At 73.8% G+C, this 23,761-nt stretch carries 22 protein-coding genes; 10 read left to right on the plus strand and 12 right to left on the minus strand.

Going from position 1 to position 23,761, the window contains the following annotated elements; translation table 11 throughout:
* Window positions 1-162 precede the first annotated feature (162 nt).
* From JS756_RS00690 to JS756_RS00700, 3 genes are all read left to right on the plus strand, one after another.
* Window positions 163-576 (plus strand): PaaI family thioesterase, encoded by a 414-nt coding sequence (locus tag JS756_RS00690; protein ID WP_205380886.1) that lies wholly within the window; start codon window positions 163-165, stop codon window positions 574-576.
* Between the two features lie 721 nt (window positions 577-1,297).
* Entirely contained in the window at window positions 1,298-1,855 is a 558-nt protein-coding gene (locus tag JS756_RS00695) for a DUF3291 domain-containing protein (RefSeq protein WP_205380887.1), read from the plus strand.
* Window positions 1,856-1,915: 60 nt separating this feature from the next.
* The gene (locus JS756_RS00700) at window positions 1,916-2,083 is read left to right on the plus strand and encodes a hypothetical protein (protein WP_205380888.1); all 168 of its coding nucleotides are present in this window, start codon (window positions 1,916-1,918) and stop codon (window positions 2,081-2,083) included.
* 743 nt (window positions 2,084-2,826) lie between these two features.
* Here the strand turns inward: JS756_RS00700 and JS756_RS00705 are convergent.
* On the minus strand, window positions 2,827-3,249 hold the full coding sequence (locus JS756_RS00705; protein ID WP_205380889.1) for a subtilase-type protease inhibitor: 423 nt from the start codon (window positions 3,247-3,249) through the stop codon (window positions 2,827-2,829).
* Between the two features lie 324 nt (window positions 3,250-3,573).
* On the opposite strand from JS756_RS00705, the gene abmR reads away from it, so the two are divergent.
* A complete protein-coding gene (gene abmR, locus JS756_RS00710; RefSeq protein WP_205380890.1) occupies window positions 3,574-4,125 on the plus strand; it encodes an ATP-binding transcription factor AbmR in 552 nt (183 codons plus the stop codon).
* Between the two features lie 352 nt (window positions 4,126-4,477).
* Complete coding sequence (locus tag JS756_RS00715) at window positions 4,478-5,647, plus strand: lactate 2-monooxygenase (RefSeq protein WP_205380891.1); 1,170 nt, start codon at window positions 4,478-4,480, stop codon at window positions 5,645-5,647.
* Between the two features lie 13 nt (window positions 5,648-5,660).
* Here the strand turns inward: JS756_RS00715 and JS756_RS00720 are convergent, their stop codons facing one another.
* The 3 genes from JS756_RS00720 to JS756_RS00730 form a co-directional block, all read right to left on the minus strand.
* Entirely contained in the window at window positions 5,661-7,199 is a 1,539-nt protein-coding gene (locus JS756_RS00720; RefSeq protein ID WP_205380892.1) for an RICIN domain-containing protein, read from the minus strand.
* Between the two features lie 399 nt (window positions 7,200-7,598).
* Entirely contained in the window at window positions 7,599-7,976 is a 378-nt protein-coding gene (locus JS756_RS00725; protein WP_205380893.1) for a toxin Doc, read from the minus strand.
* Between the two features lie 3 nt (window positions 7,977-7,979).
* Window positions 7,980-8,225 carry a hypothetical protein gene (locus JS756_RS00730; protein ID WP_205380894.1) on the minus strand — a complete coding sequence of 82 codons (246 nt, stop codon included), beginning with the start codon at window positions 8,223-8,225 and terminating at the stop codon, window positions 7,980-7,982.
* Window positions 8,226-8,657: 432 nt separating this feature from the next.
* Here JS756_RS00730 and JS756_RS00735 point away from each other — a divergent pair, with 432 nt between their 5' ends.
* Window positions 8,658-11,036, plus strand: coding sequence for a SpoIIE family protein phosphatase (locus tag JS756_RS00735; RefSeq protein ID WP_205380895.1), 2,379 nt, complete (start codon window positions 8,658-8,660; stop codon window positions 11,034-11,036).
* A gap of 201 nt (window positions 11,037-11,237) precedes the next feature.
* Window positions 11,238-11,882, plus strand: coding sequence for a DUF4232 domain-containing protein (locus tag JS756_RS00740; protein ID WP_240203081.1), 645 nt, complete (start codon window positions 11,238-11,240; stop codon window positions 11,880-11,882).
* A gap of 27 nt (window positions 11,883-11,909) precedes the next feature.
* On the opposite strand, the gene JS756_RS00745 is transcribed toward JS756_RS00740, so the two are convergent.
* Entirely contained in the window at window positions 11,910-14,084 is a 2,175-nt protein-coding gene (locus JS756_RS00745) for a ricin-type beta-trefoil lectin domain protein (RefSeq protein ID WP_307790172.1), read from the minus strand.
* 463 nt (window positions 14,085-14,547) lie between these two features.
* Window positions 14,548-15,516 carry an aldo/keto reductase gene (locus JS756_RS00750; protein ID WP_205380898.1) on the minus strand — a complete coding sequence of 323 codons (969 nt, stop codon included), beginning with the start codon at window positions 15,514-15,516 and terminating at the stop codon, window positions 14,548-14,550.
* Between the two features lie 269 nt (window positions 15,517-15,785).
* Between JS756_RS00750 and JS756_RS00755 the strand changes: the two genes are divergently transcribed.
* Window positions 15,786-16,940 (plus strand): helix-turn-helix domain-containing protein, encoded by a 1,155-nt coding sequence (locus JS756_RS00755; protein ID WP_240203082.1) that lies wholly within the window; start codon window positions 15,786-15,788, stop codon window positions 16,938-16,940.
* A gap of 191 nt (window positions 16,941-17,131) precedes the next feature.
* Here JS756_RS00755 and JS756_RS00760 read toward each other — a convergent pair whose 3' ends face one another.
* The 3 genes from JS756_RS00760 to JS756_RS00770 form a co-directional block, all read right to left on the minus strand.
* Window positions 17,132-17,335, minus strand: coding sequence for a cold-shock protein (locus tag JS756_RS00760; protein ID WP_205380899.1), 204 nt, complete (start codon window positions 17,333-17,335; stop codon window positions 17,132-17,134).
* Between the two features lie 470 nt (window positions 17,336-17,805).
* Window positions 17,806-18,348: a flavoprotein gene (locus tag JS756_RS00765; protein ID WP_205380900.1), complete on the minus strand. Its 543-nt coding sequence runs from the start codon at window positions 18,346-18,348 to the stop codon at window positions 17,806-17,808.
* 10 nt (window positions 18,349-18,358) lie between these two features.
* A complete protein-coding gene (locus JS756_RS00770; protein WP_205381272.1) occupies window positions 18,359-18,799 on the minus strand; it encodes a nuclear transport factor 2 family protein in 441 nt (146 codons plus the stop codon).
* 144 nt (window positions 18,800-18,943) lie between these two features.
* Between JS756_RS00770 and JS756_RS00775 the strand changes: the two genes are divergently transcribed.
* Window positions 18,944-19,498, plus strand: coding sequence for a TetR/AcrR family transcriptional regulator (locus JS756_RS00775; RefSeq protein WP_205380901.1), 555 nt, complete (start codon window positions 18,944-18,946; stop codon window positions 19,496-19,498).
* 377 nt (window positions 19,499-19,875) lie between these two features.
* Here the strand turns inward: JS756_RS00775 and JS756_RS00780 are convergent, their stop codons facing one another.
* Together JS756_RS00780 and JS756_RS00785 are read right to left on the minus strand one after the other, a co-directional pair.
* Window positions 19,876-20,091, minus strand: a complete 216-nt coding sequence (locus JS756_RS00780; protein ID WP_205380902.1) for a ferredoxin — start codon at window positions 20,089-20,091, stop codon at window positions 19,876-19,878.
* Between the two features lie 12 nt (window positions 20,092-20,103).
* Complete coding sequence (locus JS756_RS00785; protein ID WP_205380903.1) at window positions 20,104-21,372, minus strand: cytochrome P450; 1,269 nt, start codon at window positions 21,370-21,372, stop codon at window positions 20,104-20,106.
* A gap of 521 nt (window positions 21,373-21,893) precedes the next feature.
* Here JS756_RS00785 and JS756_RS00790 point away from each other — a divergent pair.
* The gene (locus tag JS756_RS00790) at window positions 21,894-22,415 is read left to right on the plus strand and encodes a nitroreductase family deazaflavin-dependent oxidoreductase (RefSeq protein WP_205381273.1); all 522 of its coding nucleotides are present in this window, start codon (window positions 21,894-21,896) and stop codon (window positions 22,413-22,415) included.
* A gap of 71 nt (window positions 22,416-22,486) precedes the next feature.
* On the opposite strand, the gene JS756_RS00795 is transcribed toward JS756_RS00790, so the two are convergent.
* Window positions 22,487-23,401, minus strand: coding sequence for a cation diffusion facilitator family transporter (locus tag JS756_RS00795; RefSeq protein WP_240203139.1), 915 nt, complete (start codon window positions 23,399-23,401; stop codon window positions 22,487-22,489).
* Window positions 23,402-23,761 lie beyond the last annotated feature (360 nt).

Genomic DNA, 23,761 nt, shown 5'->3' on the forward strand with positions numbered 1-23,761 from the left:
TCCGTACTGCCGGCCGGCAGCCGGTGTTCGGCGGCGCCTGGATGGCTGGAGGTACGCACGGGCCGGTCGGGGCGTTCACCTCGGTCCGGCGGACGACCGGCCGGGACGCCGATTCGGCCAGGAAGCGAGCGTCGCGGCCAACCCCGGGGAACAATCCCCCATATGACGATGACCACTGCTGAAGCCGACAGGATCCTCGCCGACAACTTCGCCCCCTGGGTGCTCGATCTGGGGCTGTCCGTGCAAGCCGTGGGCTCCGAACGGGCGTTGCTGCGTCTTCCCTGGTCGGACCGACTGGCACGGGAGGGCGGGGCGCTGTCGGGGCAGGCTCTGATGGCCGCCGCGGACACGGCGACCGTGATCGCCGTCAGCGCGGCGCGGGGCGCCTTCGTGCCGATGACGACCGTTCAGCAGTCCACGTCGTTCCAGCGCGCGGTGACGGGTTCGGATGTCCTGATCCAGGCGGTCCTGACGAAGTTGGGCCGGCGGACGGCGTTCGCCGACATCACGCTCACGGACGAGGCGTCGGGTGACCTCGCGGCGCACGCGACCACGGTCTACGCCCTGCTGGGCTGAGCCGCCGAGCCCGGCCACCCCGTGCGGGCCGGATCCGCATGGCCCTGCCGGTCACGGCCCGCACGGCGGCGGGGACTCGGCGCCTCCGACCGCACCGCGAGGTGAGCCCGCCGCACTCCCCCGCGTCGTCGCCGGCGGTCCGCGGTGGCCGCCGGCCGGAGACCGCGGCAGGGTCCCGCCGTCCTGGGCCCGTACGGAGGCGGCCGGAGCGCCGGGTCCGGTCGCCCCCCCCCGATCGCCGTACAGGACCTCGCGGCGAACGGCACGTTCCTGATCGATCGCACCGGGTTCGGACAGCCGGCCGGAATCCCGGCTTCAGGAAATCTGCACAGCGATTGCCCAACGGGGTCACCGCCGGTCAGGGATCTGCACAGCTGCCGTGCCCGCAACATGCCGTGTGCGCGGACTGCCGGCCCGACGCGGCACGGTCGTCCGCGGCGGTTGCCGGAGAGCAGGCCACACGTCCCGCCGGACGCCGGACGCCGCCCGGGCTCCCAGCGCGCCCGCGGGGCGGTGCGGGACCGCGCCGTGGCGGGTCCGCCCAGCTCCCGCGATGACCGGTGCAAGAGGCCACCTGGACAGGGAAGACGCAACTTCGACATGGCCCGCAGGGGCGGCTACCTTCACCTGGTCTTCGGCGATCGCCCACGGTCGCACAAGAGTTCCTGCGGGCTGAGCCACCCGCGGATCCACCCAGGCACCCCCCATCAGGGAGAGACGCATGCCCCATCTTGCGCTGTACACATTCGGCGTCCTGAAGTCACCTCTCGCCGATCCCGCGCCTCTCACGCGCGAACTCCACGACAGCGGCGAGGCCATCTACCGGAAGATCAGCCAGCACCCCGGACACCTCGCTCATGCTGAAGCGGCAGACGGCGACCGGGGCACACACTTCGAACTGCACTGGGGTGCATGGGGCGAGTTCGCCGTACCGAACTGGTACGGCAAGGGCCATACGGTGGAAACCACCGCCCTGGCCACGACCCTCTCGCTCTGGACCGACCTGCGCCCCGCCTTCGACGCCATCTACACCGGTCTGCACCGTGAGGCGCTGAACAGGCGTCACGACTGGTTCGAGAGGACAGGACACCCGAGTCACGTGTTCTGGTGGGTCTCCGACGGCGTGATACCCACCTGGCAGGACGGGGTTTCCAGGCTGGAACACCTCCACGGCCGCGGCTCCGCGCCGCACGCCTTCACCTTCCACCACTCGTTCGCCCCGGACGGAACTCCGACCAGGGTCAAAGGCATCGGGCCGAAGAGCGACCAGGTTCGCTGACGAGGAAGCCTGAACGACCGGGTTCGCTGTCGAACGCCTCGATCGAACGACGGCGAACAGATGCGTCCGCGCCACGGCAGGTCCGCCGGTACCTGGGGCCTCGCCCTCCACCTCGCGAGCAGCATTGAGTACCAAGACGCCATCCTGCCCACCAGCGGCTTCGCCGGCACCTCTGAACACGCCCTCGACCGCGCCGGCGGCCTCTACCTCACCGCCCCCGGCATCTGACCCCGCACGACACACGACACAGGTTCCGCAGTCGACCCCCGAAGGATTTGCGGAGCCGACCCCTTGGTTGCCGATGTCGATGGCGCCGCTGCGGAGCGGAGCAGGGGAATCGTCGAGTCGCATCAGCCGGTCGTGGGTGCGTACCGCGAGCCGGGTCGATGACGCATCGGTCTTCCGGGGCATCGGCCCGAAGGTCGGCACTCGTGCCGTGCCGCACCGGACCGGGAGGCTTCGCGCCGCGTCATCCGGGGGCGCGGTCCCCGTCCCCGGCGGGCCGTCGAGGGGCTGCGCCCGCGTCGGGGCCGACGGGCCTTGGCGATGGTCGCGGCGGGCGGGGAGGGACATCGCCGCGGCCGGCCGCTTCGGTGGCCGGTGTACGGGACGCCGCGCTCGCGATTCCCGGGCGGCCCAGCGGGCCGATCCGGGGTCCGCGGAGTCCTTCCGCGGTTCCGGCCCGCGGCCCCCGCGCAGTGCGGCGCCGCCGGCCGGGGGCGCGGTGGACGGCTGCGGGTGGCGATCCACGCGCTGCTCGCCGACCGGCCGTTCGACAGAGGCGGGCCCGGGCGGGCCGGTCGGCCCGCCTCTCGCCCTGTCGGGCGGGACAAATGATTCCGGGGGTCGGACGGGCGGCCCCACTCCGCCCGGCCGACCCCCGGTGCGAGATCGCCCGGCTCCCGTGAAATGGGCTCGCACTCCCCATCTGCAAGCCTCGCAAAGGTCACGGGAACCGCACGACCCCGGTCTCAGAACGCGAAGACGCTGTTTCCGTAGGCGTTCTTCACGCACTCGTTGGCGAAGGTGCGCTCGTAGGCGACGCGCTGGCCCTGCCAGACGCCCTCGACGGTGACGACGACGGGGTTGTACTCCTTGGTGCACATCACGTCGTCCCGGGTCTCCAGAGCCCCGAGGTCTCCGTCCGCGGCGCGCAGTTCGGCGCAGGCCATGGCGGGGACGGGATGGGTGCCGGTCGACGTCGGCGCGCAGGACAGCGTCACCGCGCGCTCCGGGTTGACGTCCGCGGCCCGCTGGCCGTGGCCGACGGTGAGCACCAGGGCGGACGGGGCGTAGAGGGAGGCGGGCGCGGCCAGGGCGGCCTGGGCGAGGGGCCAGCAGGCGGCTGTGGCCGCGAGGCCGAGGGTCGCTGCCCAGCGCGCGGTGTAACGCATTGTGTGCATCCTTCCGCTCAGTTGTCGGGGGCGCCGACCGCGGCCCGGTGGGTGCCGCGGCGGCGAGCGCGAGTCTGCCGAGTCCTCCGTCGAAACACACATCGACCCCATGGGTTTCAGTAACCTTGCGTATTGAATCAGTGGCGTGAAGTCACGGAATTCGAACGCGTCGACCCCGGAACCAGGCCTCTGGGGGGATGCGAGACCGGCCGCATGGCCGGATTGCACGTGCTCGTTAATCGTCCGGAAACATTCCGCTTCCGCTCTCGGCGGACTCCTGTGCAGCCCCTTGTGTTCATGTTCGAACGGAGTAATCGTCATTACATGATTACGGCAGAGCAACGTGAGAAGCTGCGCGGCTGGTTCACGGGCCGGCTGCCGGACGACCTGTTCGAAGAACTGACCGAGGTCACGGTCGACCGCGAGGAGATCACCGTGGTCGGCCGCATCACCGGGCCGCGCCTGCGGGCGCAGGCCACCGCGGCCGAGCGCGCTGCGGCGGTCGAGGGCCGGGTGCAGGAGTTCCGCGAGCGGACCCGCGAGGCCCGCATCGCGGTGGCGCGGGACGCCGAGCACCGCTTCGGCCGCAAGGTCTCCTGGGGAGTGGAGTGCGACGGTGAACGGGCGTTGTTCACGCATGTGGCGGCGCCCGTGATGACCCGGCTGCGGCAGCCGGAGCGCCAGGTGCTGGACACCCTGATCGCCGGCGGCGTGGCACGCAGCCGCAGCGACGCCCTGGCCTGGTGCGTCCGGCTGGTGCAGCGCCACACCGACGACTGGCTGACCGAACTGCGGGAGTCGCTGGAGCACGTGCAGCGGGTGCGGGCGCAGGGACCGGACACCGCGTCGCCGGACACACCGACCGGCGAGGAGTGACGCAGGGCGGTCGGCCGGAGCCGGGGCCGCGCCCGTGAGCGGCGCCCGGCGCGGCCGGCTGCACCCGACGACGCCTCCCGGGGGGGGCGCCCCGGCCGGGAGGGGACGGCGGCGCAGCCGCCACGCCCACCCGGCGAGACCGGCAACCGCCGTGCGTGCCGGGCCCGGCCGGCCCCTGCCCGAGGTCAGGTGACGGGTGACGGGCAGGGGCGCGGGCGGCCCCCGGCGTCCGCACGACCTGACGGGCTCCGGCACCCTCGGCGTCCTGGCGTCCCGATCCCGGCCATCCGGCCCAACCGGTCGGTATGGTGCGGGTGCAGCGCGGACTCGACGGCGAGAGGCGGTACGGCGCATGGCCGGGCACTGGGCGGACTTCCAGTACGAGATCTATCTGAACGGGACGACGGGTGCCGTACCCCGGCTGCCCACCGACCTGACGCGGCTGGAGGAGGTCACCGAGCAGCGGCTGGGCCCGGGCCCGTTCGGCTACGTGGCGGGCAGCGCGGGTGACGGCAGCACGGCCCGCGCCAACCGGGCCGCGCTGGACCGCCGCCGGATCGTGCCACGCATGTTGCGGGACGTGCACGAGAGGGATCTGTCGGTGGAGGTGCTGGGTCGTCGGCTGCCGGCGCCACTGGCGCTGGCGCCGGTCGGCGTGCTGTCGATCATGCATCCGGAGGCGGAGGGCGCGGCGGCCCGGGCCGCCGCCGCGCGCGGTGTGCCGTACATCCTCTCCTCCGCCTCCAGCACCCCCATGGAGCAGGTGGCGGAGGCGACGGGGGATGCCGAACGCTGGTTCCAGCTGTACTGGCCCAAGGATCCGGAGGTGGCCCGCAGCTTCCTCGGCCGGGCGCGGGCGAGCGGCTACTCCGTCCTCGTCGTCACGCTCGACACGCCGCTGCTGTCCTGGCGTCCGCGCGACCTGGACCAGGCCTACCTGCCGTTCCTGCACGGGGTGGGCACCGCCAACTACTTCACCGACCCGGCTTTCCGGGCAGGCCTGGCCAAGCCCGTGGACGAGGACCCGAACGCGGCCGTCATGCACTTCGTCGGCATGTTCGCCGACCCTGCCAAGACCTGGCCGGACCTGGCGTTCCTGCGGGAGCACTGGGACGGGCCGATCGTCCTGAAGGGCATCCTGCATCCGGACGACGCCCGGCGCGCCGCCGACGCCGGGATGGACGGGGTGGTGGTGTCCAACCACGGCGGCCGGCAGGTGGCCGGGGCGATCGCCGCGGCCGACGCCCTGCCGCAGGTGGCGCGGGCGGTCGGCGACCGGCTCACGGTGCTGTTCGACAGCGGGATCCGCACCGGCGCCGACGTCTTCAAGGCGCTCGCCCTCGGCGCACGGGCGGTCCTGCTGGGGCGGCCGTACGCGTACGGGCTGGGTCTGGACGGGCAGGCCGGTGTCGATCACGTCATCCGGTGCCTGCTCGCCGAGTTCGACCTGACCCTGGCGCTGTCCGGGCACTCCGGCCCGGCCGGCCTCGGCGCGTCCGACCTCGCCGAGGAGCCGGCCTGACCGGCCCGGCCGACTACGAGGAACCTGCCGGCGCGTCGGTCGGCCAGGTCTGCGCGGTGGAGCCGTCGCGGACCCTGACGACGATGTCGGCGCCGGCGTCACCGGTGGTGGCGGCGAGTGCGAGCGCGCGGTCCCAGCGGGGCAGGAACTCACCCCGCGCGGTGCGGTCGTAGCGGATGTCGTCGGCGCGCGGGTCGGCCTGGTCGGCGCACCGGCCGAGGATGACGACCCCGGCGTCGGCGTGCGAGTCGAGGCACAGCTGCGGATCGGCCGCACTCCGCAGCAGTCCGTCGCTCTCGTACGACCACTGCTGGGTCGACGCCGACGAGCACACCGCCAGTTGCGTCGCCGCGCCCGCCGCGGCCCGCCCGCGGACGTCGAGGCACAGGTCGGCTGCGGCGTTGCGCAGCCGGGTCTGCCGGGAGGCGGGAGGCGGCGTCGAGACGGGCGGGGCCAGGGTTCCCTCGCCGCCGTTGCCGCCGGTGACGGTGGTGGAGGCCGCCGGGTCGGCACCGGTGCCCTGGCCCGTCCACACACCGGCGACGAGCAGGCTGGTGAGCACTCCGGCGGAGGCGAGGCCGACACCGGTGAGCAGGACGCGCGGCGCACTGGGGGTGCGGCGGCCGGGTGCCGGGATGCGGTCCAGCAGTCGGCGGCGCGTGCCGTCCGGGGAGCCGCCCCGGTGCCGGGCGGCGCCCCGCCGGGTGGACTGCGGCCGGGCCCGCCCCGGCCGGGAGTCGAGGTAACGGCGGGCGCCCCAGCCGAGCACCGCCTCCGCGAGCAGTTCCCCCAACCGGCCGTCGAAACGACCCAGTTGCTCGGCCGCGGCCCGGCAGTAACGACACTGGTCCAGATGCTCCTGCACGTCGGGCAGCAGGGCCTTGCCTCGACGGATGGGGACGTCGAGAAGGCGGTTGTAGAAACGGCAGTCCTTGCTGGGCGCGCGTTCCCTGTGGGCAGTGACGCAGCCTTCGCGGAGTTTTTCCCGCGCCTGTTCGAGGAGTGATCCGGCGGAGACGGCATCCAGGCCCAGCAACGCGGCTGGGACCGATATGGGTTCACCTTCGACCTCGGTATGCCACAACAGGCACTGGAAGTGAGCGGGAAGGACCGTGAATGCCTCTTCGGTCAACTGCCGATTTTCGGATGTCATGTACTTGGCGGCACGCATACCCCGCCCGCCGGCGGGTTTGAGCAACTGCGGCAGCACTTCGGTCATTCGGTCGGCGGCGGCCCATCGGCGCACGATGTCACGCACGGCCACCAGCAGGCGGGGACGCAGTGCGGCACCGCTCTCGCCCAGCGTGAGGCGGTCGAAGACCTGGTGGAAGGCGGCGGCGGTGGCCATGGCGGCGACGTCCGCCGAGGAGGCGAGGCAGATGACGGCATAGGTGTGCACGGGCCGCCAATGACGCGCGACGAGCAGGGCCGTGGACTGGGCCACCTCGTCGTCGGTTCCGCCGCGCATCCGGACGGCGAGCGACTCGTCGGATTCCTCCGGGCCTCCACCCGGAGGCGGATACACGGGGCGGGGCAAGTGGGGGGTTGGCACGGGCTGTTTCCTTTTGGTGCGTACCTTTTGGCGCGGGTGCGAGGCGAATGCGCAGCGTCGCACACCCCACTCGTACACAACAAGACGCCCGGGCAACTTCCGGCCCATTGAAAGAAAGTCAGAAAGCCGCGCCAACTCTCACCGGTCGCACGGGCATTCGCTTCTTCATGCGCCCCGTGTGAATCACGCGCACACACCGGGGCGACGCGCACGCTCCCGGCACCGGGCGGGGCGCAGTGCACTGGAACCGGCCCTTCCTCGGAGGCCCCGCGCAGGACGGCGGCACTCCTGCGCGAAACGGCCGCCGGCCCTGTTCCTCCCGCCCTCGGCCGGCGGCCCGGAGGAGGCTCTCCCCGCGCCCCGGTGCCGGACCGGAGGGACCGCCCCCGCGCCCCGGTGTCAGATCTGCCAGGACCGCAGCCGGTCCGCGGCACCGTAGACGTCCGCCTTGCCGGACATCAGATCGCGGGCGAGGTCGACGAGTGCCCCGTAGGGCGGGTCGATGCCGGCCCCGCTGACGTACATGTAGGCCACGGCCGTGGCACAGGCGAAACGGGCGTTGGCCGAGGGAAGCGGCTTGAGCAGGGCGAGGGTGTGCAGGAGCGCGGCGGCGCGCCAGGCGGGGTCGGAGTCCACTCCGAGGCGGGGCGGGTCGACCCGGTGTCTGGCCACGGCGGCGACGAGGGCGGAGAAGTCGTTGATGGTGGGCTGTTCCGGCAGCACTTCCTCGTGGCGCTGGAGCAGCCAGGGGACGTCGATGTGGAGGACGGGTGGCATCGGTCAGCCGACCCGCCCCGCGCCCTGGGGAGACGGCTCGTCGTCGGGGAAGGCGGCGGCGAACTCGTCGGCGTGCGAGGCGAAGAACTGGCGGAAGGCCTCCGCACCCTCCTGGAGCGCGCGGTGGCGGGCGATGTCGGCGGCGGCGGCCTCCCGCACCAGCGCCTTCATCGACGTACCGCGCTCCTTGGCGATCGCCCGGAGGTCCTCCAGTTCACGATCACTGAACTCCACATTCAGAGCTGGCATGTCCTCACGGTACCGTGCGGGTACTTACCAGTAAATACCAGCAGGTCAGCAAGGCGCGGCAACGGTACCGGCGGGCGGTGGCCCCATGCGGGAGCGGCCGGCCGGGGATCACCCTCCCGGACGGCGGGCCGTCCCGACGCCGGACCGCGTGCGGGGTCCGGCGTCCACGGCCTCCGGCCCTCCCCCCTGCCGGCGGAGCGCGACCGGCCGAGGGCGGCGGCGGGCCCGGCGGGTCCGGGCCCACCCGGTCGGCCCCACCGCACCTTCCCCGGGGTCGTCTGCGGTCCCGACCAGCGGGCCTGTCGTGCCCCGGTGTGCCCCGGCCGGTCCGGCACGAGCCCGGGTTCCCGTCCGTGCGGCACGCGGACGCACTACTCTGGAGCCCACGTGCAACATCTGTTCACTGTGAGTGTGCGCGATGGAGTGGCGCCGATGAGCCCGGACGACCCGTTCGACGACGCCGCGACGGCACGGGCTGTGATCGCCGAGAACGGCACACTGACCGGCTGGAGCGCCGGCGCCCGACGCCTGCTCGGCTGGACCGCGGACGACGTCGTGGGACGACCCGCCGCGCGGCTGGTGTCCTTGGTGCCGCCGGGCCCCGCCCCCGCGGGTCCGCGCTGGAACGGAACGCTGGCGCTGCGCCACCGCGACGGGCACACCGTGTCGGTGTGGCTGCTCGCCCACCACGTCGCCGCTCAGGACGACCGCCCGGGCCACTGGCTGGTCGTCACGCCGCTGGACCCGGGCGACCCCGACGACCCCGACGACCCGCTGGCCGTGGCGGGACTGATGCAGTCGCCCTGCGCCGTCGCCGTGTACGACGACCGCCTGCGGCTGCGGCGGATGAACGACGCCATGGCCGCGGTGGCCGGGCTGCCCGGGGACCGCCTGCGGGGGCTGACCCCGGCCGAGATCGGCGGGACACCGCAGAGCGAGGAGATGCAGCGGCATCTGCGCGAGGTCCTGGACACCGGCGTGCCGCAGGACGTGGAGGTGTATGCACGGGCCGGCGGCGAGCCCCGGGCGCACGCCTGGCTGGCCCGGATGGCACCGGTGCGGGACGCAGAGGGCCGGGTGCGGGGTGTGAGCCTGGCGGCGCACGACTTCACCGAGCACCATCTGGCCCGCGAGCGGCTCCAGCTGGTCAACGAGGCCAGCGTGCGCATCGGCACGACCCTCGACGTCACCCGTACGGCTCAGGAGCTGGCCGATGTCTGCGTACCCGCGCTCGCCGACCTCGTCAGCGTCGACCTGCTGGACGTTACCGGCCCGTCCGTCGAACCCCCGGCAGCGCTCGTCGCGCCCATCGGGCTGCGCCGCGTCGCCCACCGGTCGGTGACCCCGGGTACGCCCGAGGCCGCGGCCAAGCCCGGTGACGTGCAGGACTACCCGATGGGGTCCCCGCAGGCCGACTCGCTCGTCCAGGGCCGCAGCATCATCGCCTCGGCCGCCGCGGGCACCCTGCAACCGTGGCTGGCCTGGGACCCGGAGCGCGTCGCCCGGGCGCAGGAGCACGGCGTCCACACCACGATGTCCGTGCCGATCCGGGCCCGCGGCACCACCCTCGGGGTGGCGGTCCTCACCCGGTTCCGGCGACCGGATCCGTTCACCCCGGACGACATGCTGCTGGCCCAGGAGGTGACCGCACGGGCCGCCGTGTGCATCGACAACGCACGCCGTTACTCCCGCGAGCGCGACACGGCCCTGGCCCTCCAGCGCAGCCTGCTGCCGCACGGCCTGCCGCGCACCGCGGCCGTGCAGGCGGCGTCCCGCTACCTTCCGGCGACGCGCTCCGGCGTGGGCGGCGACTGGTTCGACGTGATCCCACTGTCGGGGATGCGCGTCGCCATGGTGGTCGGGGACGTCGTCGGTGAGGGTGTGCAGGCCTCGGCGACGATGGGGCGCCTGCGCACGGCCGTGCGCACCCTCGCCGACATCGACCTGGCCCCCGACGAACTGCTCACCCACCTCGACGACCTGGTGGTACGGCTGTCGGAGGAGGCCGGCGACCAGGGCAGCCCCGGGGAGGTGGGCGCCACGTGCCTGTACGCCGTGTACGACCCCGTGTCGCGGCGTTTCACCGTCGCCCGCGCCGGTCACGCCCCGCCCGTCCTGCTCCCGCCGGGCGGTCGGCCCCACCGGGTGACGGTACCGGCCGGTCCCCCACTGGGCATGGGCGGGCTGCCCTTCGAGAACACCGAGCTGCACGTTCCCGAGGGCAGTGTGCTGGCCTTCTACACGGACGGCCTGATCGAGGCCGGTGAGGGGGACGCGGACGCGGGGTTCCGCCGGCTGTGCGACGCGCTCGCGGGCGGCGCGGGCCTCCTGGAGGAGGCCTGCGACCGGATCCTGCGCGCGCTGCTGCCGGCGGGCGGCGCCGCCGACGACGTGGCCCTGCTGCTGGCCCGTACCCAGGGCCTGCCCGCCTCCCAGGTGGCCACCTGGGACATCCCGGCCGACCCCTCGCTGGTCGCCCCGATCCGCAAGCAGGTGGTGGACCAGCTGGAGACCTGGCACCTGCTGGGGACGTCCTTCACCGCCGAACTCGTGGTGAGCGAGCTGGTCACCAACGCCATCCGGTACGGGGCACAGCCCATCCGGCTGCGCCTCATCCACGACGCGTCGACGCTGATCTGCGAGGTGTCCGACACCAGCCACACCGCACCGCACCTGCGCCGGGCGAAGACCTGGGACGAGGGCGGCCGGGGGCTGCTGCTGGTCGCCCAGCTCACTCAGCGCTGGGGCAGCCGGCACACCACCGAGGGCAAGACGATCTGGGCCGAACTGGGCCTGCTGGAGGAGCGGTAGTGCCGCGACCGGGAAAGTTCCCGTGAGCCGTGAACCCTCCCGGTCGCGGCACCGGCCGCGGCGCGGGGTCTGCGGTGGGCGGGCGCGCGGCCGGCTCGTGCGGTCCGCTCGCGGCGACGCCGGCGACGGGCGCGAGCGCATCGGCGCCGTGCCACGGGGCACACGTCGGGTATGCCTCGTGCGAAGCGTTCGATGCGTTCGATGACCGCCGTCGTGAGCGCCTGCGCCGTGCCCGCACTGCTGTCCGGCTGCGGCGGTGGTGGAGCCGCGTCAGGATCTCCGGGCCCGTCCGCGCAGGCCGCCTCCGGCACCACGGCGAGCACCCCGGCGACAGCCGACGCGGCGGGCGGTCCGCAGCCGGCGCCGGGCTCGCCCGGCACCCGGCAGCCCGCCGACGGCGGCACCACCCCGCGCGCCGGGAACGGCGGCCGCTGCCACACGTCCGAACTCAGCGCCTCCGTGGGCCGCAACGACCCCGGTGCCGGGCAGGAGAACTTCCCCGTGGTGCTCACCAACACCTCGTCCCGGACCTGCACGGTGTACGGCTTCCCGGGCGCCGCCTTCGTCGACGCCGCCGGGCACCAGCTGGGCCCGGATCCCCTGCGGGAGTCGGCCTCCACCCCACGCGCGGTGACCCTGGCGCCGGGTGGCAGCGCCTGGGCCGGGCTGCGGTACTCCAATCCGCAGATCAGCGGGGCGCGCACCGCGACACCGGCGGCGTTGCTGGTCACACCGCCCGACGAACGGGAGCCGCTGAAGGTGCCGTGGACGGCCGGGGCAGTGCCGGTCGGCGGGAACGCGTCCTCGGTGTTCGTGACCACGTTCCGCCCCGGCACCGGCCCCTGACGGGGGCTGCCGGTCCCGGGGCCGCGCTCAGCGGCTGCGTCCGCCGGTTCGGTGACCGCCGTGGCCGTAACCACCCGACCCGGTGGTGCGGCCGGAGTCCGGACAGGCGTAGGCCCGTTCGGTACAGGTTCCGGCGGCCGGGGAGCCGGTCGGCTGCGGGGGTGCAGTCCGGACCGCGGAGCGGGAGGGCCTCGGGTCAGGCGTCCTCGCGGGTGCGGGGGACCCGGCGAACGGGCCGGCCGAGTCGGAGGCGGCGTCCCAGTTGACGACCTTCATCTGCGGGTCGGGGGCGGAGGCGTCGATCACCCAGCGCTGGGCGGTGTCCTGCACGCGCAGTTTCAGGACCAGGGCGCCGGAGCCGTCGGTGGCGGCGGGGGCCAGGGCGAGGTCCTGCTTCCCCCGGGGTACGAGATTGCCCTGGACGGTGAAGTCGTAGCGGATGTCCGTGCCGCCGGGCCGGGTGGCGTCGACGCACGGCGCCAGGCGCACCGAATAGCCGAGGTGGGAGTCGAGGCAGAGGTCGGGCGCGGCGACATTGCGCAGCAGCCCGTCCGGCTCGTACGACCATCGCTGCGCCGCCGCCGCGGAGCAGACGGCGAGACGGGTCTCGGCTCCCTGAACGGCCTTGCCCCCGGCGACATCGACGCACAGCCCGGAGCCGAGGGTGTGCAGTTGCCCGGTGAGCGTCTCGTCACCCGGCTCGCGGGCGCCGATCCGCGAGGGGCCCGTGGACGCTCCGCCCGTGCCCGGGGTCGCGGCGGGGGTTCCGGCCGCGGTGCCGTCGCCGTCGTCGTCCGGGCCGGTCGCCCACAACGCCAGCGGCAGGACGATCAGGCCGGTCACGGTCAGCACGGCCAGCGCCAGATTGCGCCGCCGCACCGCCCGCGCCCGGTGCATCGCCCTGCGGGCCGCGGCGCGGGAGCCGCCCGGCCCGGTCTCCGGGCCGCGCGTGGCGGCCTGCCGCGTCCCTCGCGGGGACCGGGCCCCCGAGACGCGGGTCGCGGCGGACCGGCCGCGCCCGGCCCTGCGGAGCGAGGCCGCGAGGGCGGCCCCGGAGCGCGAGTGTGCCCCGGGGGCGGCTGACTCGGCAGGGGGCGGAAGCGGCCCGGGATCCATGGGGACCGCTTGCCCGGTACCGGCCGCCGAGGTGCCGTCGGTCCGGACACCGCCCGGGCGGTCGTGGCCGGCGACGACTCCGAGCCCCCGCGGACCACCGGCCGGGCGCGCGTGCCCGGCGTCGTCAGGGTCGCCGGGGGCGGGGGCGTCACCGGCGGAGGGTTCGGCCACCCCGGCGGCTCGGAGCAGGTCTCCCGCGGCGGCCGTACCCGGCTGCGGTGCCTGCCCGTCCGGGTCACCGGCCGCGTTCGCCGCCCTGGCCTCGACATAGTCGCGGGCCGCCCAGCCGAGGACGGCCTCCGCCAGGGTGAAGCCCAGATCGCCGCCGAACTGGGCGAGTTGGTCGGCGGTGTAGCGGCAGTGGCGGCAGCGGTCGAGGTGGCGGCGCAGGTCGGGGTCGGTCACCGTGCGGCTGCGGCGGTAGGAGGCGTCGAGGAGACGCAGGTAGTGCCGGCACTCCTCACCCGGTGCCGACTCCCGGTGGACCTGGAGCACTTCGGCGCGCAGGCGCTCCAGCGCGCGGCGCACCTCGACGGCGACGTCCTCCTCCTCCAGGCCCAGCAGCACGGCCGGCACCGTCGGCGGCTCGGCCTCGACCTCGGTGTGCCACAGGACGCAGCGGGCGGTCTGCGGCAGCCGCAGGAAGGCGCGGGAGAGGGTACGGCGGTGGGGCGGCGGCAGCAGGCGGGCGGCGGCGCGTTCCACGGAGTGGTCGGGTGTGCGCAGTGCGGGGTGGAGGAGTTCGCGGCGGCCGTCGGTGTCCCATTCGGCTGCGATACGGCGCACGGTGACCAGCAGGTGGGGCCGCCAGGCGGAACTGGGCCCGTCCTGCCGCAGGGCCTCCCCGAACAGCCGGGTGAAGGCGGCGGTGGTGAGCATGCCCGCGGCCCGGCCGTCCTCGGTGCACAGCCGGGCGTAGGCGAAGGCGGCGGCCCAGTGCCGATCGAGGAGTTCACCGACGGGATGGAGGGCGGGCGTGGCACCGGTCCACTGCTTCAGCCGTGCGCTCAACTGGGCGTCGGTCTCCTCGCCCGGGTCGGCGAAGGGCCCGGGCGTCGGGGAATTCGACGGGCCGGCGGTGTTCACGGCTGTATTCCTCCGAGGGCATGCGGCACGAAGTCCGTACCAAGGGGTTTCGCGATCCTGTCGACGACGGCACCGCACGGGATTCGGCATCTCGGCCGTCCGCCTGAGGCTGCTCTCGTGAAGCGTGGGGGGGGGTGGACGGGAGCGGCCTCGCACTCGCGGGACAGGTACATCGTTGTCTGCGCGCCGACAGCGGACACCTTCGCACAGGCCGGTGACGGGGAACAAGGGATCTTGCGGAATTGCACATTGTGCGACCTCCCGCGCAATTCGACAGTTCGTCAATGGCGCATTGCGGCACGGAATGCACGGGTGCGGTGCCCCACTGTCGGCCGGGTCCCGGGCCGGGCCGCCCCGGACCCGCGGGGCGGGCGGCACCGGGGCCGGCCGGTGGTCCACCACACCTCGCCGGCCGGCCCCGCGGGTTGCGGCAGGCGCCGCGCGGGAGGGAGTGGAGCCGGTCTCAGTGTCCGGAGACCGGGTGCGGGGTGTACGGCTCCTGCAGCGACTCGATCTCCTCGTCGCCGAGCGGCAGTTCGGCGGCCGCGACCGCGTCCTCGATGTGCCGGGGCTTGGACGCGCCGATGATCGGTGCGGTCACCGTGGGCTGGTGCAGGAGCCAGGCGAGGGCGACCTGGGCGCGCGGGACACCCCGTTCCCGCGCGATCCCGGTGACCGCCTCGACGACCGCGCGGTCGCTGTCCGGATAGAGGGTGCTGCCGAAGGTGTCGGTGGCGCTGCGCCCGGTGGTCGTTCCCCAGTCCCGGGTGAGACGGCCGCGCGCCAGCGGGCTCCAGGGCAGGACGCCGACGCCCCGGTCCGCGCAGAGCGGCAGCATCTCCCGTTCCTCCTCGCGGTAGAGGAGGTTGTAGTGGTTCTGCATGGAGACGAAGGTCGTCCAGCCGTGCCGCTCGGCCGTGTACTGCATCTTGGAGAACTGCCAGGCGTACATCGAACTCGCCCCGATATAGCGCACCTTGCCCGCCTTGACCAGGTCGTGCAGGGCTTCCATGGTCTCCTCGACGGGAGTGTCCGGGTCGTACCGGTGGATCTGGTAGAGGTCGACGTGGTCGGTGCCCAGGCGGGTGAGGCTGTGGTCGATCTCGGTCATGATCGCCTTGCGGGACAGGCCGCCGCCGTTGGGACCGGGCCTCATCCGGCCGTGCACCTTGGTGGCCAGCACGATCTCGTCCCGGTCGGCGAAGTCGCGCAGGGCCCGGCCGACGATCTCCTCGCTGGTGCCGTCGGAGTAGACGTTGGCGGTGTCGAAGAAGGTGATGCCGGCCTCAAGGGCCTGCCGGATCAGCGGCCGCGCGGCGTCCTCGTCGAGGGTCCACTCGTGGGCGCCCCGGTCGGGCAGGCCGTAGGTCATGCAGCCCAGACAGATCCGCGACACGTCCAGGCCGGTCGAACCGAGCTTCACGTACTGCATCGTTGCTGCTCCTGCCGTTGTCGGTTGCTGGGGAGCCTATGTGGCGGGGCGTGCTCGAAGCTGCGGCGGTGGTCGGCGCGGGGCGCCGGGAGGCCGCGCCGTTGCCCGGCGGTGGGGTGGGAGCCCGCGCCGTCCGTCCGGGGGCGGGCGGCAGGAACGGGAGCGCTCCGCGCCGGTGCGACTTTGCCTCTCGGGGAGCGGGCGTTGGCGTCGAAGGCGGGCCCGGTCACCCTCGTGTCCGTGCCGGCCGGGCCGTGAGGGGGGTTTCCATGCCGGCCGGCGGTGACGTGATGACCTCGCTGGTGTTCGACAGCGACGACCTGGAGGCGACGGAGGACTTCCTGTGCCGGGCCTACGCCCGCATGACGATCGGCAGCAGCGGGCCACGGGGCGGCAGGCTGCGCATCCGCCGCGACATCATGCCGTCGGTCAGCGTCGACGAGGTCGACCTGGGCTTCGACATGAGCTACGCGGTGACACCCCTGGGGAGGATCTGCCTGTGCATGGTGCACGAGGGAACGATCCGGGACCACGTCTTCCCGGGGGTGCGGGACGACTTCGGCCCCGGTGACATGGTCCTGTTCGCTCCCCCGGACCTGCCGTACGCGGGCCGGGTCCGCACCGCCCGCTACAACATCACCATGCTGGACCCGGGCCTGCTGGACCAGGTCGCCGTCACCGGTCCGGCCCGCTCCCCGGAGCCCGTGCGGTCGACCGGCCACCGGCCGCACTCGCCGGCGGCGGCCCACCGGCTGCGGAGCGCCATCGTGCGTCTGCGCGACCACGTCCTCGCCGATCCGGCGACCGCCGACGAGTCCGCTGGTCCTGTCGACCGGAGGCCAGCTCCTCGCGGCGAGCGTGCTGGCCGCCTTCCCGAACACCGCGCACACCGATCCGACGGCGCAGGACCGGAGCGACGCACACCCGGTGACCCTGCGGCGGGCCGTCGCCCCCATCGAGGACCACGCCGACCAGCCGCTCACCGTCGCCGACATCGCCGACGCGGCCCACGTCACCGTCCGGGCCCTGCAGTACGCGTTCCGCCGGCACCCGGGTGCGACCCTGCTGGCCCACCTGCTCGGTGTGCGGCTCGCGCACGCGCACCAGGAGCTGCGGGCCGCCGGCCCCGGAGCGGCGCCACGGTCTCCGGGATCGCCGCACGCTGGGGCTTCCCCCATGCCGGCCGCTTCGCGGCGCTGTACCGCGAGGCCTACGGCACCAGCCCGTCTGCCGGACATCGTCCTTCTGCCCCGGCGGGTGGGCCGGAGTGGCACCGGAAACGAACACCGGCGCCTCCGGCGATCCGGAATGCGAAACGAACGCCCGGCGACCCGGCCGGGGCGCGCGGACGGGCGGACGCCGGCCACATGGCGGCGCTGGGATTCCGGACGATCGCGGCGGCCGACACCCACCGGCGTTCCTGACCACGCAGAAGGAATTCGACCTGCGTACGCGTACTTCAGCGCCCCGCTGTCGCACATGCCCCGGAGTCGAACACCCGAATGATGCGGAAAACCCAGAAAAAGGGGCCCGGCGCAGCCGGGCCCCTCTTCACGCGACGGGATCGAGTCCGAGGCTGTCGGATGCCTCGCGTGTCCGCGTACTGACGTTCGGGTCAGCCGCGGACGATGTTCTCGGCCTGGGGGCCCTTCTGGCCCTGGGTGACGTCGAACGTGACGTGCTCACCCTCGACCAGCTCGCGGTATCCCCCGCCGGAGATGTTGGAGTAGTGGGCGAAGACGTCAGGGCCGCCGCCCTCCTGCTCGATGAAGCCGAAGCCCTTTTCGGAGTTGAACCACTTCACGGTGCCGCTGGCCATACTGCATGTCCTTCGAATAACGCCGGGGCTCCCCCGGCTGCTCTGTGGCACGTACCCGTCCGTCACCGGAGAGCACTCGGATCCTGTTCTACCCCACCCGTGACAAAATCAAGCACCGACGGCGTCCATGTCTCGGCCGACACGGCACCCAGGGCGATGCCGGGCGCCGAAAAGCCGCGCGCCGTGCCCGCGACCTGCGGGGCCTTCGCCACTGCCTGGTCGTCGTGATGCCGCCTCGCGAAGCCGGACCAGCTCGTCGCGCTCGGTACGGGTCGGCGCACCCCCGGCCCCACGCCCCGGTCGCCCTGCTTCGCGGAGTGCCCCCGGCCCATGGGACCTCCGGTCCTTGTGAACGGCTGTCTTGGTCGACTGCCGGTTCTACCGGGGCCCCGCTCTTCGTGTCCAGCCGAACACCCACCTACAAGCCCCTGGACAACCCCGCACGACCCGCCGACTTCACAGCAGCGGCACTAGCCCGGCGCGACCAGGTCCAAGGCCCTTTCCCAGCCGAACCGCGGCCGGACGCCCCGCTCGTCGGGCTCGCCGGAGTAGCGGTCCCCGAAGCGGACGCCCATCGCGCGCAGCCGGGCCAGGCTCTCGCGGTAGGCGGGGTGGCCGGCGAGGGCGTCGGCCACGCACGGCAGGACGGCGACGGGGACCCCGAGACCGCAGGCCTCGCACAGCGTCGCCACGGCCAGGGTGTCGGCCAGGCCCTGAGCCCACTTGTTGACGGTGTTGAAGGTGGCGGGGGCCACCACGACGGCGTCGGGGGGCGGGAAGGGCCGCGGGGCACCGGGGCGGCGCCAGGCCGAGCGGACGGGGCGACCGGTGAGCGCCTCGGCCTCGGCGGCGTCGAAGAAGCCCTCCATGGCGGTGGGGGTGGCGAGGACGCCGGCCTCCCAGCCGCGTTCGTGCGCGGCGGTGATCAGCCCGCCGACACCGTCGGCGGCGCCGGCCGCGCAGACGACGACGTAGAGGAAGGGTCTCCCGGCGCGTTCGGTCCGTTCGGTCATCCGCCGCACTCTACTGAAGCGGGAGCAGGCGGCCCCGCTCGATGTCGGGCCGCGGTCCGTGGATGCGGCGCTCGGACACCTCGATGGGCACGTCGTCGATGCCGGCCTCGCGGCGGGTCATCAGTCCCTGCGCGTCGAACTCCCGCAGTTCGTTGCCGTAGGCGCGCCACCACCGGCCGTCCGCGTCGCGGCACTCGTACTGGAAGCGGACCGCGATGCGGTTGCCGTCGAAGGCCCACAGGTCCTTGCGCAGGGCGTACTCGCGCTCGCGCGCCCACTTCGCGGTCAGGAAGGCGACGATCTCGTCGCGGCCGGTGAGGAAGGTGTCGCGGTTGCGCCAGACCGAGTCCTCGGAGTAGGCGAGCGCGACCCGCCGCGGGTCGCGGGTGTTCCAGGCGTCCTCGGCGGCCTGGACCTTCTGCGCGGCGGTCGTGCGGGTGTACGGGGGCAGGGGAGGGCGGTCGGCCGTGAGGTGCTCCTGACGGGAACGGGGGACGGGACGGTCGGGCGGGGCGGTTGGAGCGGAGAACGGTCGTTCTCCATCTGGTCGCTCAACTAGGAGAACGTTCGTTCTCAGGTCAAGGGAGTGTGGTCCATGGACGGCGCGGACGCCCGCGAGCGGGCGCTGGACGCCGCCGAGCGGCTGTTCTACGCGCGCGGGGTGAAATCGGTCGACATGGACGACATCCGCGCCGCCTCGGGGGTCTCGCTCAAGCGGCTCTATCAGGTGTTCCCGGCGAAGGAGCGACTCGTGGAGGCGTGTCTGGAGCGACGCGACGTGCAATGGCGGGCCAGGCTCGCCGCGTACGTGGACGGTCGCACGGAGCCGCAGGAGCGCGTCCTGGCGGTCTACGACTGGCTGCGGGAGTGGTTCGGGGAGGACGGTTTCCGCGGGTGCGCGTGGATCAATGCCTACGGCGAGCTGGGCGCGACGTCGGAGGCCGTGGCGGCGCAGGTGCGGGCGCACAAGGAGGCCTTCCGCGGATACCTCGGCGCCCTGGTGGCGGATGCCGGGCTGCCCGCCGCGCTGACCGGGCCGCTGTTCCTGCTCGCCGAGGGCGCCATGGTGAGGGCGGGCGTCACGGGCAGCACGGACCCCGCGGCGGAGGCGCGGGAGGCCGCACGGGTGCTGCTGAGCCGGAGCCGCTGAGGTCGCGCGGGCGTGTCACGCACCCGTAGGCCCTGCGATGCCCCGCGGTGCGTTGCCACCGCGCCCGGCCTGCGCGGAGAGCGCCGGCTCGGCCCGTGGGGCGGCGGGTCGGCGGTGCTGGGCGGCGGGCCCGGGCGACGCCGGCGCCCCGTCGCCCCGCCCTGTTCGCGAGGGACGCCGGGCATCCCCGCGGCAGGCCTCGGCCGCGCATGGGGCCGGCCGCGGGACGTGGCCGCGCCCGCCCGGTTCCGCGAGGAGGGCTCCGGTCGGGCGCCGCGGGGCCCGCGCGGACGGCGACCGCGACCGTCCCGGGGCGGTGGCCCCGCTTCCCGGAACGGCCGTGGGCGCCGCACCTCGGGGTGCGCGAGACGAGGCCGTCAACCTCCTTGCCGGGACAGGGTGATGGCCCCGACCGGGCAGGCGCGGACGGCCTCCCCCACCATCGCGTCGCCGTGGCCGCCGTCCTCCCGGCCCGGCCGCAGCGTGCTGTACCCGTCGTCGTCCTGGGTGAAGACGGCCGGAGCGGTCAGGGCGCACTGGCCCGCCCCGATGCAGACGTCCCGGTCGATGTCGATGCGTGTGCCGGTGTGCATGCGCGGAACCTCTTACCAGGTCACGGGGAGTTCCAGCATCCCCTGGATCGTGTCGCCGGGCTTGAAGGGGATCCGGTCGGCTGGGATCGCCAGCCGCAGGCCGGGCAGCCGTGCGAAGAGGGTCTGCAGGGCGATCTCCAGTTCGGCGCGGGCCAGATTCTGGCCCAGGCACTGGTGGACACCGAAGCCGAAGGCCACGTGGTGGCGGGCCGGGCGGTGGAGGTCCAAGGCGTCCGGGTCCGCGTAGACGGTGTCGTCGCGGTTGACGACCGAGGTGGCGAAGAGCACCCCTTCACCGGCCCGGATCACCGTGCCGGCGACCTCGACGTCCTCGGTGGCCAGCCGCAGCAGACCGTCGGCGATCGACAGCATCCGCAGCAGTTCCTCCACGGCCGCCGGGACCAGCGCGGGGTCACCGCGCAGCTCGGCCAGCCGGTCGGGGTGCCGCAGGAGGGTGTAGGTACCCAGGGAAATCATGTTCGCGGTGGTCTCGTGCCCCGCGATCAGCAGGATGACCGCCAGGGCGACCAGTTCGTCCCGGTCGACGCCGCCCTCGCGCAAGCGCTCGCGGACGAGGTCGTCGAGGACGCCGTCGCCGCACGGTCCCGTGCGCTTGCGGTCGATGAGTCCGCCGAGGTACTCGTCCAGCCGATCGCGCGCATCCAGCGTGTCCTCGACCGAGGGACCGCGCAGCAGCCGCCGGGACTGCTCCTCGAAGAACTCGTGGTCGGCGTAGGGCACACCGAGCAGGGAGCAGATCACCATCGACGGCACCGGCAGCGCGAAGGCGGCGACCAGGTCGGCGGGCGGGCCCTGGGCGATCATCGCGTCGAGGCGCCCGTCGACGACGCGTCGGATGCCGGGCCTGAGGGCGGCGGCGCGCCTGAGGGTGAAGCTGGGGGCGAGCATGCGGCGCTGGGTGTGGTGCTCGGGGTCGTCCACTCCCAGCAGGGCCGTCCTGCGCCGGCGCGGCGACCCGAAGCGGGCGGTGGCCACGGGGAAGCCGGGGCGGGTGCGGTCGGACGACAGACGGGGGTCGGCGAGCAGTGCACGGGCAGCCGCGTGGCCGGTGACCAGCCAGGCGGGGCGGCCGTCGAAGAGGGTGATCCGGGCCAGTGGCCGGGTGGCGCGCAGCGGGTCGTAGGCGGCGGGCGGGTGGTAGGGGCAGGTGCGGTCCTGCGGGAAGGCGACGGGAGCGGACGGCTCCGCGGCAAGGGCCTCGGGAGCGGTGGCCGAGGCGGAAGGGCTGGAAGGGTCGGATGAGGTGGAAGACGCCGTCATGGCAGACCTCGCAGAGGAAGAGTGCGTTCCGTTCGCCATTAGATGCCTTGGGCACCTATGGGGCGATGTGCAGTTCGGCCAGATCGGCGACGGCACCGATCTGGCCGAACCACACCGGGGCGGCGCCGCTGAACCGCACCGGCGTGGCGCCGCACCGGGGGCGGGACGCATCGCGGCAGGGGCCGAGCGGGACCGGTCTGGCGCGAAGGCACCGCCCGGGGAGACCCGGCGCCCGCCGGATACCGGCCCGCGCCCCGGCCCGCCTGCGCGACACCGGGACACCGGGACACCGGGACACCGGGACACCGGGACACCGGGACACCGGGACACCGGGACACCGGGACACCGGGACACCGGGACAAGCGTGGCGGTGGCTCCCGGCTGGGCGGACGAAGGACGGCGGCTTCCACCGGGGTGGATGAAACACGGCGCGGAGCGTGTTGAACCGGTGGCGAATCGAGTGATCGTTGCCGGATCCCCGCCGGGTGGCGGGGCGGCATGACATGAGGGGACGGATGTCCATGCCCTTCCACGGCGAGTACGAGCCGAGCCCGACCCCGTGGGTGCGCAGGCAGGTGGAGCTGTACGAGAGCTCCGGCGGCACCGAGGGGACCACGCTGCAGAACACCGGGATGCCGGTCGTGATCGTCACGACGCTGGGTGCCCGGAGCGGGAAGATCCGCAAGACCCCGGTGATGCGGGTGGAGCACGAGGGCCGCTACGCCGCGGTCGCGTCCCTGGGCGGTGCGCCCCGGCACCCGGTCTGGTACCACAACCTCAAGGCCGACTCCCGCGCCGAACTGCAGGACGGCCCGCACCGGCAGGACGTCGTCGCCCGGGAGGTCACGGGCGCCGAGAGGGACGCGTGGTGGGAGCGGGCCGTGGCCGCGTTCCCCCAGTACGCCGACTACCGGAGGAGGACGTCCCGGGAGATCCCCGTGTTCGTGCTGGAGCCGGAGGCCTGGCCGGACGCGGGGAACGGGGCGCCGACAGCCGACGGGCGCGGGGACGGCCCAGGGGGAACGGGGACCGGAACGGCGTGACGAACGTGAAAACCGCATAGAAAAATCTGTTCCCGGCGTGCATGGACCGCCGCGTGCCGGGCACTTGACTCTCAGGCCCCGCCGCGTTCCCCCGTCGCGGCGGGGCTCTCGTACGACTCCCGGGCCGCCCGGTCGGTGATGTCGAGGAAGATCTCCGAAGCATCGGGCACGGCGTGCGAGACGGTCCTCTTGATGCGGACGGCGACTTCCTCGACCTGTTCGCTGTCGAGCCCGGGCACCAGGTCGATGCGGGCGGCCACCAGCGCACTGTCCATGCCGGTCTTCATGGTGAACAGCGCCTCCACACTGTCGATCTCCGGCTGGGCGCCGAGCACCGACCGGATCCTGTCGTCGTCCTCCGGGTCGGCCGCCACTCCGATCAGCTGGTCTCGGGCCTCCAGGCCCAGTCGGTACGCGACGTAGACGAGCAGCACGCCGATGGCGAGCGAGGCGGCGGCCTCGTACGCCACCTGCCCGGTGACCATGTGCAGGGCCATACCGACGGCGGCGAGGGCGACGCCGCACACCGCGGTGCCGTCCTCGGCGACGACGGTGCGCAGGGCGGGGTCGCGCAGCCCGCCGCTGCCTTCGCTGCGGCGCACCTGGTGCAGGGCCCTCACCAGCGAGATCCCCTCGGCGAGGAAGGCGACGCCGAGCACGGTCAGGCCGATGACATAGCCGCTGAAGTCCTCGTCGGCGCCGCCGCGCAGGGCCGTGACGCCCTGGTAGAACGAGAAGCAGCCGCCCATGACGAAGATCCCGACGGCGGCGAGCAGCGACCAGAAGAACCGTTCCTTGCCGTAGCCGAAGGGGTGGCGCCGGTCGGCGGGGCGGCGGCTGCGGCGCAGCGCGGCCAGGAGGAACACCTCGTTGAGACTGTCGGCGACGGAGTGGGCCGCCTCCGACAGCAGCGCGGGCGAGTGCGCGAGGAGACCGCCCACGGCCTTGGCGGCGGCGATCACCAGATTGGCGCCGAGGGCCACCAGGACGGTGACCCGTGTCCGGCGGTCGCCCGGCTCCCTCTCCCGTCGCTCGGGGGTCCTGTTTCGCTGCTGCTGGCTGTGCGTCGTCCCACTCACCTTGGCCGACTGCCCTCGGCGATCCGGCTCACACCGTGCGACGGGCGGTGAACGGGGAACCCGACCCGGCACACGCCGTCTTCAGGAGGGAGCGGTGACGATCGCCGAAGCCGGTACCCGGCCGCTCACCGCGACGGTGCGCTTCGATGGCGTCCGCCATGGCGGTCTCGGCTGCAACCACCGGAAGCCGGAGGGGTGTTCGGTGCCGCGGGATGGTGTCCGAGACTCCTTCCGGAGGAGGCGGGGGTCGGGCGCACGGCCGCCTTC

This window comes from Streptomyces actuosus, assembly GCF_016921115.1.
In the GTDB taxonomy this organism is placed as follows: domain Bacteria; phylum Actinomycetota; class Actinomycetes; order Streptomycetales; family Streptomycetaceae; genus Streptomyces; species Streptomyces actuosus_A.

Coding starts and splice junctions, on each gene's coding strand:
- JS756_RS00750 (WP_205380898.1), bottom strand. CDS start 15,516: ATGCAGTACGTGAAGCTCGGTTCGACCGGCCTGGACGTGTCGCGGATC.
- JS756_RS00690 (WP_205380886.1), top strand. CDS start 163: ATGACGATGACCACTGCTGAAGCCGACAGGATCCTCGCCGACAACTTC.
- JS756_RS00780 (WP_205380902.1), bottom strand. CDS start 20,091: ATGCACACCGGCACACGCATCGACATCGACCGGGACGTCTGCATCGGG.
- JS756_RS00740 (WP_240203081.1), top strand. CDS start 11,238: ATGACCGCCGTCGTGAGCGCCTGCGCCGTGCCCGCACTGCTGTCCGGC.
- JS756_RS00695 (WP_205380887.1), top strand. CDS start 1,298: ATGCCCCATCTTGCGCTGTACACATTCGGCGTCCTGAAGTCACCTCTC.
- JS756_RS00760 (WP_205380899.1), bottom strand. CDS start 17,335: ATGGCCAGCGGCACCGTGAAGTGGTTCAACTCCGAAAAGGGCTTCGGC.
- JS756_RS00755 (WP_240203082.1), top strand. CDS start 15,786: ATGCCGGCCGGCGGTGACGTGATGACCTCGCTGGTGTTCGACAGCGAC.
- JS756_RS00790 (WP_205381273.1), top strand. CDS start 21,894: ATGCCCTTCCACGGCGAGTACGAGCCGAGCCCGACCCCGTGGGTGCGC.
- JS756_RS00705 (WP_205380889.1), bottom strand. CDS start 3,249: ATGCGTTACACCGCGCGCTGGGCAGCGACCCTCGGCCTCGCGGCCACA.
- JS756_RS00775 (WP_205380901.1), top strand. CDS start 18,944: ATGGACGGCGCGGACGCCCGCGAGCGGGCGCTGGACGCCGCCGAGCGG.
- JS756_RS00700 (WP_205380888.1), top strand. CDS start 1,916: ATGCGTCCGCGCCACGGCAGGTCCGCCGGTACCTGGGGCCTCGCCCTC.
- JS756_RS00735 (WP_205380895.1), top strand. CDS start 8,658: ATGAGCCCGGACGACCCGTTCGACGACGCCGCGACGGCACGGGCTGTG.
- JS756_RS00765 (WP_205380900.1), bottom strand. CDS start 18,348: ATGACCGAACGGACCGAACGCGCCGGGAGACCCTTCCTCTACGTCGTC.
- JS756_RS00730 (WP_205380894.1), bottom strand. CDS start 8,225: ATGCCAGCTCTGAATGTGGAGTTCAGTGATCGTGAACTGGAGGACCTC.
- JS756_RS00725 (WP_205380893.1), bottom strand. CDS start 7,976: ATGCCACCCGTCCTCCACATCGACGTCCCCTGGCTGCTCCAGCGCCAC.
- JS756_RS00715 (WP_205380891.1), top strand. CDS start 4,478: ATGGCCGGGCACTGGGCGGACTTCCAGTACGAGATCTATCTGAACGGG.
- abmR (WP_205380890.1), top strand. CDS start 3,574: ATGATTACGGCAGAGCAACGTGAGAAGCTGCGCGGCTGGTTCACGGGC.
- JS756_RS00785 (WP_205380903.1), bottom strand. CDS start 21,372: ATGACGGCGTCTTCCACCTCATCCGACCCTTCCAGCCCTTCCGCCTCG.